Raw genomic sequence first — 14,227 nt, 5'->3', positions numbered from 1 at the left:
GATCGGTGTTTTACTTTATACTTTTTTATTTTTTAATAAAGATGCACCAGCAATTTCAGGATGCGTCATTTCGTATGGATCCAAAATAATATCAAGCTCTTCTGCTGTAAGTACACCATGTTCTAAACATAGCTCCCTAACAGATTTTCCTGTCGCAATTGCTTCACGTGCAATGCGAGAAGCTGCTTCATAACCAATATGAGGGTTCACTGCTGTAATAACTCCAACACTTTTTTCAACATATTGCTTAAGCAACTCTTCATTCGCTGTAATTCCTTTAATACAATATTCACGGAATACACGGAATCCATTGTTCATAATACTGATGGATTGAATTAAATTAAATACTAATACGGGCTCCATTACATTTAACTCTAATTGTCCAGCTTCTGACGCTAAGCAAATGGTATGGTCATTTCCAATTACTTGGAAAGCAACTTGGTTAATTACTTCTGCCATAACTGGATTTACTTTACCCGGCATAATAGATGAACCTGGTTGACGAGCTGGTAATTGAATTTCCGCCAATCCAACACGTGGACCAGACGCCATAATACGAAGGTCATTTGCAATTTTAGACATATTCATCATACATACTTTTAGTGATGCAGATACTTCTGTATACGCATCTGTGTTTTGCGTCGCATCAACTAAGTGCTCTGCACCAACAAGAGGGAAACCACTAAAAGTTCGTAAATGCTTCACAACTTGTTCTATATAAGTAGGGTTTGCATTTAATCCCGTACCGACAGCTGTCGCACCCATATTAACTTCGTATAAATGTTGACGAGACTGTTTAATTCTTTTTATATCACGCTCTAGCACTCTGCTATATGCTTCGAATTCTTGCCCAAGGCGAATTGGAACTGCATCTTGCAAATGTGTACGCCCCATTTTAATGACGTGATCAAACTCTTTTGCTTTATCATGAAAAGCAGAGTGAAGTTCTTCCATTGTAACAAGAAGTTCTTCTAGCATCATAAGAGTTGCAATATGAATCCCAGTTGGGAACGCATCATTTGTTGATTGGGCCATGTTCACATGAGTATTTGGGCTAATTTTCGCATATCCACCTTTTTCGTATCCCATACGTTCTAACGCTCTATTAGCAATTACTTCATTAGTATTCATATTAATTGAAGTACCTGCTCCGCCCTGAATTGGGTCTACAATGAATTGATCATGTAACTTTCCATCCACAATCTCTTGTGCTGCTTCTGCAATTTCTTGCCCGATATCTTTAGCTAAGTAACCTGTATCTATATTCGCAAGCGCTGCCGCTTTCTTTACAATTGCCATTGCCGTAATGAGTGACGGATGAATGCGGTATCCTGTAATAGGAAAGTTTTCTACGGCACGTAATGTTTGTACACCATAATAAGCTATACTCGGTACTTCCTTTTCACCTAAAAAATCTTTTTCTATACGTATATCCTTCGTTGCTATCATTTTTCATCACCTATACTTTTCATTCTAAATCCTTATCTAAAGAATTCGCCCTATAAAATACGAGTATCATTAAAAGAATTCTTCAGTATCCACCTTCACTATATAGCACCTTTTTTGAAAGCGCAAACATTTATTTTTCTATATATACTTTTTATTAAAGTTTATATAATAGAAAATTCATTCTTCTACTTTCTTTATTTCAACTCGCTTAATTTGATGCATATCCTTTTCAAGAACTTTAAAAGAAAAGCCGTGTTTCTCAATAATATCCCCCTCAGCAACGATTTGCTTTTGTACCATAATCCAACCACCAATTGTATCAACATCATCAGCGACCAAATGTATGCCAAATAAATCGTTTACTTCGCTAATAAGCACTTTCCCCTCTGTGATTTTACACACTTCACTTATATGTTCTATAGGTGGATGCTCATCTTCATCGTATTCATCTCGGATTTCTCCAACAATTTCTTCTAAAATATCTTCCAATGTAACAATCCCTGCTGTGCCACCATATTCATCATATAATACAGCTAATGGAATGCGCCTTCTTTGCATTTGCAATAGTAAATCATGGATTGGGATATTTTCTAACACTTCAATAACTGGACGTGTATATGGTGTAATCGAACACTCTTCATCTCGATTACCATCCATATAACGAATAAATAAGTCCTTTACATTAACCATCCCAATAATTTCATCTTTATCTTCACCAAATACTGGATATCTCGTATATTTTTCTTGTGCGATTACTTTAATATGTGTCTCAAACGGCTCATCTTCATATAAACCAACAACTTCAGTACGAGGTACCATGATTTCCTTTGCTACCCTGTTATCAAATTCAAAGATGTTATTTACATATTTAAATTCAGTTTGATTAATCTCGCCACTCTCATAACTCTCAGACAAGATTAATCTTAGTTCCTCCTCAGAATGCGCAACTTCATGTTCAGAAGCAGGATGTAAACCAAATAAGCCTGTCACAAATCGCGCAGAGCCATTTAAAGCCCAAATAAATGGATACATAACTCGGTAAAAATAAATAATGGGCTTTGATAATAATAAGCTAACTTGCTCTGCTTTTTGGATTGCAAAAGTCTTTGGAGCAAGTTCACCAATTACAACATGTAAAAACGTAATAACTGCAAATGCAATAATAAATGAAACTGTACTTGCAATTGCAGCAGATAAATCCAATTTTAAAAATAGCGGTTCGAGTAAATGTTTAATCGTCGGTTCTCCTAACCACCCGAGCCCTAAAGCAGTAATCGTAATTCCTAACTGACATGCCGATAAATACTCATCTAAATTTGAAGTTACTTTTTTAGCTGCCAATGCGCCTCGTCTTTTTTCACTAACGAGTTGATCGATACGACTGCTACGCACCTTTATAATTGCAAACTCTACAGCTACAAAGAAACCTGTCAGCGCAATAAGAACAGCTACCATCAATAATTTTAAAATATCCACATATGTCCTTTAGCTTTTCTTAGCTAAAGTTACACCTCCTTTAAATAAAGAAGTTTCACTTTAGTTTCTTCATTTACTTGAAAGCAACCCTATATAAAATTCACCAATTTTCAGCCTTCATACAATTCTAATGGCAAACCGTCAGGATCTTGGAAAAAGACGAATTTTTTTCTCGTTATCTCATCAACACGTATCAATTCCGTCTCAACATCGCATCGGTTTAAATGTTTAACAGCATCTTCTATATCAGTAACCGCAAAAGCTAAATGTCTAAGTCCAGCAGCCTCTGGAAAGCTTGCGCGGTCAGGCGGACTTGGAAATGAAAATAATTCAATTTGATACTCTCCTCCTACACATAAATCTAACTTATACGAATTTCGTTCCTTTCTATATACTTCATTCTTCACTTTGAAACCTAATATTCGTGTATAAAAATCCTTTGACACTTCATAATTTGAACAAATAATTGCAACGTGATGTATTCTACATATATTCATGATTCCTCTATTCCTCTCTTTACCAAACATGCATATTCTCACTTTAAATGAAAAACATATATCAGAATATCTCTTTTAGGGGGCTTATTATGAAATTTATCACTTTTTTCGTTGGACTTATCGTTGTTTTTATTCTTGCCTACATTGCTAGCAACAATAAAAAACACATTAAATTCAAACCAATTTTCATCATGCTTATTATACAGGTAATTTTAACCTATTTATTATTAAATACAGAAGTTGGCCTCATACTTATTACGATAATTTCCAACCTGTTTACGAGGCTACTTGAATATGCTGCCAGTGGTATAAACTTTGTATTTGGCGGCCTTGCAAATAAAGGGGAAATGCCATTTTTCCTTAACGTATTATTACCGATTGTCTTTATCTCCGTCTTAATTGGTATATTACAACATTTCAAAATACTACCATTCTTCATTCGTTGGATTGGTTTCTTTCTTAGTAAAATAAACGGTCTTGGGAAATTAGAATCTTACAACGCCATCGCTTCCGCTATTGTCGGCCAATCAGAAGTTTTTATTACGGTAAAAAAACAATTAGCCCAAATTCCAAAACATCGACTATATACACTTTGCGCCTCTGCTATGTCAACAGTATCTATGTCTATTGTCGGTGCCTATATGACAATGATCGAACCAAAATATGTAGTAACCGCACTCGTTCTCAATTTATTTAGTGGTTTTATTATCGTACTCATTATTAATCCTTACGACGTTAACGATGATGAAGACATTTTGGAAATCAAAGGGGATAAACAAAGTTTCTTTGAAATGCTTGGAGAATACATTCTTGATGGTTTTCGCGTAGCCATTGTCGTCGGCGCTATGCTCATTGGATTCGTCGCATTAATGAGTTGTATTAATGACCTATTCCTCATTATATTCGGCATTACTTTCCAACAACTAATAGGCTATGTATTCGCCCCTATTGCATTTCTTATCGGCGTACCAAGTTCTGAGATTGTCACAGCTGGTAGCATTATGGCAACAAAGCTTGTAACAAATGAATTTGTAGCAATGATGGATCTTAATAAAATTTCTAGCACTCTCTCTATCCGTACAGTTGGTATTATTTCTGTCTTCCTCGTTTCTTTTGCCAACTTTTCTTCCATTGGAATTATTTCCGGCGCGGTAAAAGGGTTAAACGAAGAACAAGGAAATGTTGTTGCCCGCTTCGGCCTAAAATTACTATACGGAGCTACTCTTGTTAGTATTTTATCTGCGATTATTGTAAGTATTATGCTTTAATTAGGTAAAATTTTATCATTTTCTTATCCCTGTCTTTTGTATACAATAACGAATAGATGTCTTATAAATAATCAAGACATCTATTTTTTATACATGTACAATACCTTTTATTTAGCGTACAATATTTTTTATGTGTTTTAATACGCTTCTAGATGTATACACTTTGATTGTTTTAAAGGAGAAAAAATGATGAAATCCGACATTAACAACGAAACTCGAGCCAAAAAAGGACGCTTTAAGAAAAAACGTCTACTTTGGTTCATTCTTATTCCATTATTGATTGTAGCACTTGGGGCAGGAGGTTACTCCTTCCATATATACAGTAAAGCAAAATCTGTTTTAAGTAATGCTTATTCTGAACTAGGCCGAGGAGATAAATCCAGCAAACGTGAAAAAGCTGTTAAACCTATGACTGACAATATTTCTGTCCTGATTATGGGTGTTGATGAAAGTGATATCAGGGAAAAAGGTTACGGAAAAGCGACTCGTACAGATGCATTACTACTTGCAACAATTAATAAAAATGATAAATCTGTTAAACTGGTCAGCATTCCACGTGATTCACGCGTCTACATTAAATCACGTGATAAATATGATAAAATTACACATGCGCACGTATTTGGTGGTGTAGACAGCACAATTGATACAGTAGAAAACTTTTTAGATGTCCCAGTTGATTACTATGTAAAATTTAATTTCAAATCCTTTATCAAGATCGTTGATTCTCTAGGTGGTATAACTGTCGACGTTCCAGTTGAGTTCACAGAACAAAATAGTAGTGACGAAGCAGATGCTATTCACCTAAAAAAAGGGCGTCAACATTTAAATGGAGAAGAAGCACTTGCACTAGCGAGAACTCGTCATATCGACAGTGATTATATGCGTGGTCAACGACAACAACTTGTTTTAGAAGCTATTGCTGAAAAAGCACTGTCCCTTAATTCCATTAATAAAATCGGTGGCCTATTAGATGCTGTCGATACAGACTTAAAAACAAATTTAACTTTCGATGATATGATGACGATTGCAAAAAATTCAATGGGTTCAGATTTAAAAATGGATAAATTGCAAGTGGAAGGTACTGATAAATATATAGGTGGTATTTATTATTACGTTCCCAACGAAAAGAGTGTTAATGATATATCGACAACACTTCAAGAACATCTCGGTGTTACGAATAAAAATGAGCATAAAAAATTATAATAAAAAGGCTGCTAGATTTTTCTAAGCAGCCTTTTTATTATAATTTTCAACATATTTCTCATGCATATTGTGACAAAAAGAGACAATTATTACAACGGTGTAACATTTTTTATAAAAACATTACACGCGTAGTGAAAATAATAGTATACTAGTACGTACATAATGTTATTTTCATCATTTTTATACAAAAAATGTAATACATATATTTATACAAATTTTTCTGGGGGGAAATAAATGAAGCTAAGCAAAATACTGATTGGTTCCGCTATTGCTGGTGGCATATTACTTTGTGTTGGTGGTATTGGTGGATATCAATATGTATCCAAATTAAATAATCAACTAAATACAACTGCACTACCAAACACTACATTTGAAGGTATTTCTCTTGATGGAAAAAATAAAGCAGATATTCAAGCCCTTGTTAATCAAAAGGTGAATGAATTAAATCAAAAATCTCTTAACTACGTATTCCAAAATGATAAACAAAATTACACATGGAAAGATTTAGGAGTAGATTATAAAGAGAAGGATATTGTCGACAATATCTTTAAAGAGCAAGAAGGGAACGTAATGAATCGTTACAACATGCGTAAGCAAGCTGAAAACGGTGAAGTAAAACGTGACTATAAATTAACACCACAATTAAATACAACAACTTATGAAACCTTTATAAAGGATAAATATAATGAAACATTAAAAAATCCTGTCAACGCCGAATTAAGTGTTGAAGGCTCTACAGTGAATATTAGCCAAAGTCAAAATGGGGAAAAAATTGATAAAGGACAATTAACCGCTTTAACGAATCAGGCTATTACTTCTGGCACATCCGATGTGGTATTACCAGTTACACCAATAAAACCTGAACGTTCTACAGAAGATATACAACAAATGGGGATTAAAGAAGTGATTGCTGAATACTCTACCCCAATGGCTGGCCGTAATGGAAATCAGTCCTATAACGTAAATAAGTCAGCTAATACTTTAAGTGGAGTTATTGTAGCACCTGATGAAACGTTTAGTTTTAATGGTCGTGTTGGCGTAACTGATGCTGCAAATGGCTATAAATCCGCAGCAGTATATTCACAAGGTAAAGTTATACAAAGTGCAGGCGGAGGTGTTTGCCAAGTAAGTAGTACTTTATATAGCGCAGCTTTAAGGGCAGATTTAGGAATTGTTTCTCGAAGCAATCATTCTATGCCCGTAAATTATTTACCACTTGGGCAAGATGCAGCAGTGGCAGATTATGGTCCGGATTTAAAATTTAAAAACAATACAGGTAAGCATATTTACATTCAAGCATTTTCAAATGGAGGTAGTATTACTACTCGCATTTTCGGTACAAATACTGGTAAAAATGTTGAAGTTTCTTCTCAAGTAATTAGTAATACTGGTGATAAAATAACAGCGGTTACGTATAAAAAAGTAACACAAAACGGTGAAGTAATATCAAATGGACAAATTTCAAAAAGCGTATATAAAAGTGCCCCAAAACAATGAGATAATATCAAACGGACAAATTTCAAAAAGCGTATGCAAAAAGGCGTGATCTACTCACGCCTTTTTCTTTTGCAATAATAGTAAAAAAGTTTCGAGATGGTCTTTCGTTTCTTCTAAAGACCACATACGATTCCCTTGCTTCGCAGCTAATACGCACGCTTCTTCCCACGCGTTCTTTTTCTTCATATTTACTAATTCATCGCGTAATTTCAAAACAATTCCTTCATCTTCTTGCTCTATAAACTCTTCCATCACGCTTACTATTTCATCCTCATGAATACTTAACGTACAGTATGATTTTAAAAAGTATTGTAATGTTGGATACATATATACTCCCCCCTTTATTTATCTGATGGATAAGAAGTAATAATCTTAAATCCTAGATCTCCTGATTTATCTCTCGCTAAAACAGTAACAGTCTTTACTAGTTTGTCTTTTACATTCATATTTTTCTTTATTACTGTTTTTCCAACTGGGAATGAATGAGTTGTATTCAATACAAGGCGAGCCTCTTTAGAGTTTTTTAACCAATCCTGAATTTCTTTATCATGTTGTTTTAAACTATCTTTCACAGCCTTTGTCGCTGTTTCCTTATCATAGTATGTACTTGCCGCTGAAACTTTATCTGTACTCAAACGTTTTTTCAGCTCTTCTTCTGTCTTTCCAACATGCCTTTCAATCGTATGACCATTTTTAGGTGGCCCTTCCATTTCATCTAAAATATTATCACTAATTTTTTCTACTGATGTAGAATGATCCTCTTTTGGTTTTTCTGTTTTTTGTTCTTTTCCTGCACATCCACTTAAAATCAGCATTAGTGCCAATAAACTACTCAAGAAAAGACTACTTAGTCGTTTCATCGTATCACCTCTTCCATGATTATTATCGTAACTCCACTAAAAGTCAATTTCACAAAGAAAAAATGTATACAGTTTTAAAATCCCTCATTCATTTCACTATATTTTCCAACCCCCTTTCATCAAATCACTGTTTTTCGCCCCCCTTAAAATATACCCCCATGTTTTTCTGATTATTTCCCAGATAAAAATACCAATCACAACACTCCATAAATCCTTTAAATATAGGGTTTATGGAGTGTTTTTTAAACAGAATAAATATACCCCTACTTTTATATACCCAATACCTATATAAGGTATACAAACCCCTTTCTATCAACTGTTTTCTACATTATGTAAATTTGCACTTGCCTATACAATGGAAATATGGTGTAATGCAAAAAAAGATAAAGGATTTTATAAAATGGCTGAAACAATTCAAAACTTCTTAACAGACTATTATTCAATCGCAATTCCACTTAGTATCTTAATCAACATCATCATCAGTCTTTTAGGTTTTATCCCTAGTATTTTTTTGACCGCCATTAATATACAGCTCTTCGGTGTAACAAATGGCACAATCATTTCGATCTCAGGTGAGGCATTAGGGGCTATTATCTCGTTTTATATTTATCGCATAGGCCTTCAAAAGTTCACTCACGATAAAGTAAATAAGTATCCAAAGGTAGAACGTCTTCTTTACGTAGAAGGCAGAGAGGCATTTCTACTCGTCCTATCTTTTCGTTTTATTCCTTTCATTCCGTCCAGTATCGTTACTTTATTTGCAGCTCTCGGCAAAATGTCATTACTCTCTTTCAGTATTGCCAGTACAATAGGGAAAGTACCAGCCTTATTGATTGAAGTATATTCTGCATATCATGTCATTAACGGAACAAATGAAGCGAAGTGGATTGTAACAATCGCGGGTTGCGTTGGATTGTTTTATTTGTGGAAAAAATGGAGAAAAAAATAAAGAAGGAGCCTATGCTCCTTCTTTATTTTTTGAAGTATATTCTATTAATACCTATCTCATATGAATAGAAATATCTTAGTTTACACCAACAGCACTAAATGATTGCTTAACTGCCGCTACTTCTGCAGAGCTAGCACCATATAAATCAGCTGCTGCTTGCACTAAGCCAGCACGCGCTTGGCTAAATGTAGTAGATTGCGTGAAATACTGTGTATTTGCACGGTAGTAAATTGCACCTAATTTATCTTTGCCTATACCATTTACAGTTACACCAAAATGCGTACCGCCATTTGCTAATAAATAAGCTTGTTTGTTAATGATACCACTGTTTGTATGAACTCCACCGTTATCACTTGAACCAGTGTAACGCTTAGAATAATGGTCTGGGTCACCATATTTCGCTGGATCACTCATAGAACGAAGTGCATCTCCCGCTTTACCAGGTGTATAAATATCTTCACCAATCTCCCAATCTGGGTTACGGTTATCATAATACTCTACTAACGTACCAAAAATATCAGAAACTGCTTCATTTAACGCTCCTGATTCATTTTGATAAATTAAATCTGAACTGTTTTCCGTAACAGCATGTGTTAATTCATGGCCAATTACATCAATGCCACCAGATAACGAAGTAAATGTTACACCATCACCATCTCCGTAGACCATTTGTGAGCCGTTCCAGAATGCATTATTATACTTACTTCCGTAATGAACTGTTGATTTTAATGGCGCTCCCGCATCATTAATAGAGTTTCTGTTAAATGTAGCTTTATAGTAATCATATGTTTTACCTGCATAGTAATGAGCATCTACTGCTGCTGCATCATACGCTGCATTGAAAACATTATCTGCATCTGCCCATAATGTTCCTGGTAATGTTGAGCGGTTTTTCGCATCATATGTGAAAATTGTTGCTCCGCGCGTATTATCCTGTAAGTAGTAAGATGATCCAGATAACGTTGTATTAAGCGATTTCGTATCTCCTAATACACCTTTACCAGTTCCCACTTTATTCGTTCCTGTTACAGGCTTTACAACCGCTTTCGCATCCTGTTTCGGAGCATCTTGTTTAACTGGTGACTTATCATCATTCGTTACATGATCAAGTTTATTATATTTATTTAACACTTTACCGCTTTCCGCTTCAATGAAATAGTAATAGTTTCCTGGATTTGGCTCTAAGAAGTTTAAATTCACAACATATGCATATGTTGTTTCTTCACCGTTTTGATATACATATAAGTCCGCTTTTGGATCCACCTCATATTTAGGTGTTACCCCTAAATCTTGTTGCGCGATTTCAATTGCTTTTGCGCCTTCAATCTTATTTTTGTTTTTCAACTTTTCCTTCTTGTCTAAATCAGGCGCAACTGTTCCAGACAGTACTTTTAAAGAACCATCTTTACTTACGTGAGCTACTTGAGTAGACCCCCATACAGGTACTCCCTCGTAAACTTGTTGCATACGTACTACTGTTGAATCAGTTACAGCATCTTTTTTCACTTGTTTCACTTTGAAAGAATCTTGCGCACTCTTTTCCCCTAACTTATAATCACCTTTTGCCGCATTTAAGTAATCAAACACAACAGATTCCGCTTTCTTACCAGTCGCTCCAGTTAGATCACCAGAAATAAACTCAGGTGACTGTACCGTCTCATTGTACTTCTTTGTAGAGAGCACATTTTTAGAATCCGCAAATGCAGAGCCTGTCCCTCCGAACGCTGTAACTGCCATTCCTGTCGCTAACACTAACGCTAAACTCTTCCTTTTCATATAACCTTCCCCCTAATAAAAAATTTTTGAAAAAGAGTAATTTCATATTAGCATTATGTTTCCACTATTAATATACTAAAAATTCAAATAACTTTTTTCTCAAGTTTTGTAGAATTTTAGGGAACAAATAATGAGAAACCCCTTTCCGTTTGGAAAGGGGTTTTTATTAAGAGTTTATCACTTCAACTACTTTCTCTCCTTGACCATAGATATCCGATGTCCAAGCATATTGCGGTTCCAATACCACTAATACAGCTACCAAAGCCAAAGCACCAATAATTATTTTCTTCATATTATTTTCCTCCCTTTTCTTCTAATAAATTAATTGCTAATTTATAATAGTTATTACTTTCTCGAAACTCTAATAATTCTTCATGATACCCTGCTAGTTCTAAATACACCATTTTTAATTCCTTTTTATTCTCTTCACCTCTAAAAAATGGGATTGCCTCAACTTCTAAAAATTTTTTATAAACATCTTTAGTTTCAAAGTATTTATACTTAAGCATTAAAAGTATATATAGCATACTTTTATACTTTTCATCCCTCTTCGCGACATCTATCCCTTTACCGATCCAATCTTTCGCTTCTTCAAATTCTTTTAATTCAATACATTGTAAAGCAATCTCATATACTGCATCAATATAATTTAAATCCTCTTCCTTCTTATACTGTAAGCATTGCAAATAATAATCTTTAGCTTTTGCATAATCTTTTAAGTTATAGTACAAGAATCCTAAGTTATTTAAAGCAATAGCTGTTATGCTTTCTTTATCAGCGAAAGAATTTGCTTCTCTCAAAATATTGTTATAAATAGATAGCGCTTCATTATATTGTTTTTTTTGTATATAACTCAGCGCAATAAGTAATTGGCAATTTATCACATAACGGAACTTATATTCATTCTTAAATCCTTCCATCGCTACATTAGCAAAATGTAAAGTCATATGTTCAACTTCTAATTCATTATAAACAAGAGCTAAATTAAAATATATTCCATTTTCGTGATAACCTTGTTCCTTTGCCATTACTTCTGTTCGAGCCAAGTACTCCAAAGCCCTCTTATATTTATGTTGTAAAAAATAATATAACCCTTTGCTATACGTATATAATAATTTCTGGAATGGTGAATACTTTTTGTACATCTTCTTTAAGCTCTCTAACTCTTCTTCAACAGCAGGAAAATCCCTTTTCATAATTAAATAACGTGTATAAAGCAGTTTATAATAATTTATAATTTCAAAATCTACAACATGTTTTATTTCACCTTGTAACTCTTCATATATGCGTTCTACCTGTTGCTTGTCCAAATGAATTAGTGCATTCAACCACTCGTCCAACTTCACCTTCACATCTTCTTCTACATCTCTCAAATCTGTCACAGCAATTTCTAGTCTTGTGCAGAGCAATTGTAGAATTTCTTCTGATGCTTCAATCTTTCCATTTTCGATCTTACTTAAATATGAGACAGAACAAATGCCCTGACATAATTCTTCTTGTGTCATTTTTTGCTGTAGCCGTTTATAAAAGACTTGCTTGCCTATTTTTTCTAATGTTTGTTGCATTGTCCTCCTCCATTCTCATTACCCCCATTACTCTAATAATACATAAAATCTAAAGAAATATAAATTGATAAATGTAAATTTTCTAAAAAATATGCATTATTTCATTTTTTTCTCTCTTGACTTCAATCCCCTATTACTTCTTTGCTACGAAAGGGGAAAAATTGGTATACTATAACCAAATTACGGAGGTGTTTTCGCAATGAATCATTATAAAGACGATAGTTACGCCTTACATACAGATTTATATCAAATCAACATGGCTTATACATATTGGAAAGATGGTATTCATACTCGCCGTTCTGTTTTTGATCTATACTTTCGAAAGCTTCCGTTTGAAAACGGCTATGCTGTTTTTGCTGGGCTTGAAAAAATTGTAGAGTACATAGAAAATTTCAGCTTTACCGAAAGTGATCTCGCTTATTTAGCCGAGCTGCAATTTGAAGAAGACTTCCTTCATTATTTACAAAATATGAAGTTCACTGGAATAATTCGTAGTATGCAAGAAGGCGAAGTTGTTTTTAATAATGAGCCTTTATTACGTGTCGATGCACCACTTGGCGAGGCACAAATAATTGAAACCGCCCTCTTAAATATTGTAAATTACCAAACATTAATTGCTACAAAAGCTGCACGTATGAAGCACGCTGCAAATAACGATGAGCTTTTAGAGTTCGGTACAAGGCGTGCTCATGAGTTTGATGCTGCCCTTTGGGGAACACGAGCTGCTTTCATTGGCGGTTTCTCTTCTACAAGTAACGTTCGGGCAGGGAAACGCTTTGGCATCCCTGTAGCCGGCACACATGCCCACTCTTTCGTTCAAGCATATCGTGATGAATATGTTGCGTTTAAAAAATATGCTGAAACACATAAAAAATGCGTATTTCTCGTCGATACATACGACACTTTGAAATCTGGTGTTCCAAATGCGATTCGTGTCGCAAAAGAATTCGGGGATCGTATCAATTTTTATGGCATTCGCCTGGATAGTGGTGATATGGCATATTTATCAAAGGAAGCAAGAAAACAACTTGATGAAGCTGGATTTACAAACACAAAAATTATCGCTTCTAGCGATTTAGATGAATATACGATTATGCATTTGAAATCTCAAGGGGCAAAGATTGATGTATGGGGTGTTGGCACAAAGCTGATTACAGCCTTTGAGCAACCAGCATTAGGGGCTGTTTACAAACTAGTCGCTATTGAAGATACTGACGGAAAATTAAATGATACAATTAAAATTTCATCTAACCCTGAAAAAATTACCACTCCAGGACTTAAACGAATTTATCGTATTATTAACCGTGTTAACGATCATGCAGAAGGCGATTATATTGCGTTAGAGTCAGAAGAACCTGGAAAAGAAGAACGTTTAAAAATGTTCCATCCTGTTCACACATATATAAGTAAATTCGTAACAAACTTTGAAGCACGCGAACTGCATCAAGATATTTTCGTTAACGGTAAAAGAACGTATGAATTACCCAATATATTAGATATCCAAAAATATAACGAACGCAGCCTCTCACTATTTTGGGAAGAGTATATGCGAACTTTAAACCCTGAAGAGTACCCTGTCGATTTAAGCCAAGAATGTTGGGATCATAAAATGAATTATATTCAAACTGTTCGAGAAAAGGTTGCGAAAAATATACAAAAATAAACAGAGAAGTTTCTCCTTCTCTGT

At 34.6% G+C, this 14,227-nt stretch carries 13 protein-coding genes; 5 read left to right on the top strand and 8 right to left on the bottom strand.

What is annotated here, in order from left to right; genetic code table 11:
- Positions 1-15: 15 nt before the first annotated feature.
- From aspA to gloA2, 3 genes are all read right to left on the bottom strand, one after another.
- Complete coding sequence (gene aspA / locus EXW56_RS03070) at positions 16-1,449, bottom strand: aspartate ammonia-lyase (RefSeq protein ID WP_098988685.1); 1,434 nt, start codon at positions 1,447-1,449, stop codon at positions 16-18.
- Between the two features lie 177 nt (positions 1,450-1,626).
- Entirely contained in the window at positions 1,627-2,925 is a 1,299-nt protein-coding gene (locus EXW56_RS03065; RefSeq protein ID WP_002114005.1) for a hemolysin family protein, read from the bottom strand.
- Positions 2,926-3,035: 110 nt separating this feature from the next.
- Positions 3,036-3,422 (bottom strand): SMU1112c/YaeR family gloxylase I-like metalloprotein, encoded by a 387-nt coding sequence (gloA2, locus tag EXW56_RS03060; protein WP_033714312.1) that lies wholly within the window; start codon positions 3,420-3,422, stop codon positions 3,036-3,038.
- 89 nt (positions 3,423-3,511) lie between these two features.
- Here gloA2 and EXW56_RS03055 point away from each other — a divergent pair, with 89 nt between their 5' ends.
- From EXW56_RS03055 to EXW56_RS03045, 3 genes are all read left to right on the top strand, one after another.
- Complete coding sequence (locus tag EXW56_RS03055) at positions 3,512-4,690, top strand: NupC/NupG family nucleoside CNT transporter (RefSeq protein ID WP_002201810.1); 1,179 nt, start codon at positions 3,512-3,514, stop codon at positions 4,688-4,690.
- A gap of 186 nt (positions 4,691-4,876) precedes the next feature.
- Positions 4,877-5,893, top strand: coding sequence for an LCP family glycopolymer transferase (locus tag EXW56_RS03050; protein ID WP_002201811.1), 1,017 nt, complete (start codon positions 4,877-4,879; stop codon positions 5,891-5,893).
- A gap of 234 nt (positions 5,894-6,127) precedes the next feature.
- The gene (locus EXW56_RS03045) at positions 6,128-7,390 is read left to right on the top strand and encodes a VanW family protein (RefSeq protein WP_002113998.1); all 1,263 of its coding nucleotides are present in this window, start codon (positions 6,128-6,130) and stop codon (positions 7,388-7,390) included.
- A 54-nt stretch (positions 7,391-7,444) separates the two neighbouring features.
- Here EXW56_RS03045 and EXW56_RS03040 read toward each other — a convergent pair whose 3' ends face one another.
- Together EXW56_RS03040 and EXW56_RS03035 are read right to left on the bottom strand one after the other, a co-directional pair.
- Positions 7,445-7,717 (bottom strand): hypothetical protein, encoded by a 273-nt coding sequence (locus tag EXW56_RS03040; protein WP_002201813.1) that lies wholly within the window; start codon positions 7,715-7,717, stop codon positions 7,445-7,447.
- Positions 7,718-7,731: 14 nt separating this feature from the next.
- Positions 7,732-8,250 (bottom strand): RNase A-like domain-containing lipoprotein, encoded by a 519-nt coding sequence (locus tag EXW56_RS03035; RefSeq protein WP_002113988.1) that lies wholly within the window; start codon positions 8,248-8,250, stop codon positions 7,732-7,734.
- A gap of 400 nt (positions 8,251-8,650) precedes the next feature.
- Between EXW56_RS03035 and EXW56_RS03030 the strand changes: the two genes are divergently transcribed.
- Positions 8,651-9,199, top strand: coding sequence for a TVP38/TMEM64 family protein (locus tag EXW56_RS03030; protein WP_002113987.1), 549 nt, complete (start codon positions 8,651-8,653; stop codon positions 9,197-9,199).
- Positions 9,200-9,274: 75 nt separating this feature from the next.
- Here EXW56_RS03030 and EXW56_RS03025 read toward each other — a convergent pair whose 3' ends face one another.
- The 3 genes from EXW56_RS03025 to EXW56_RS03015 all read right to left on the bottom strand — a co-directional run bounded on the left by EXW56_RS03025 (position 9,275) and on the right by EXW56_RS03015 (position 12,540).
- On the bottom strand, positions 9,275-10,975 hold the full coding sequence (locus tag EXW56_RS03025; RefSeq protein ID WP_215597168.1) for a M4 family metallopeptidase: 1,701 nt from the start codon (positions 10,973-10,975) through the stop codon (positions 9,275-9,277).
- A gap of 166 nt (positions 10,976-11,141) precedes the next feature.
- Positions 11,142-11,267 carry an NprX family peptide pheromone gene (locus EXW56_RS03020; protein ID WP_002113982.1) on the bottom strand — a complete coding sequence of 42 codons (126 nt, stop codon included), beginning with the start codon at positions 11,265-11,267 and terminating at the stop codon, positions 11,142-11,144.
- Position 11,268: 1 nt separating this feature from the next.
- The gene (locus EXW56_RS03015; protein WP_002113979.1) at positions 11,269-12,540 is read right to left on the bottom strand and encodes a tetratricopeptide repeat protein; all 1,272 of its coding nucleotides are present in this window, start codon (positions 12,538-12,540) and stop codon (positions 11,269-11,271) included.
- 199 nt (positions 12,541-12,739) lie between these two features.
- On the opposite strand from EXW56_RS03015, the gene EXW56_RS03010 reads away from it, so the two are divergent.
- Positions 12,740-14,203, top strand: a complete 1,464-nt coding sequence (locus EXW56_RS03010; RefSeq protein ID WP_002159335.1) for a nicotinate phosphoribosyltransferase — start codon at positions 12,740-12,742, stop codon at positions 14,201-14,203.
- Positions 14,204-14,227: the final 24 nt, after the last annotated feature.

This window comes from Bacillus mycoides (assembly GCF_018742245.1).
Lineage (GTDB): Bacteria > Bacillota > Bacilli > Bacillales > Bacillaceae_G > Bacillus_A > Bacillus_A cereus_U.
This window is presented reverse-complemented; position numbering and strand designations above follow the sequence as displayed.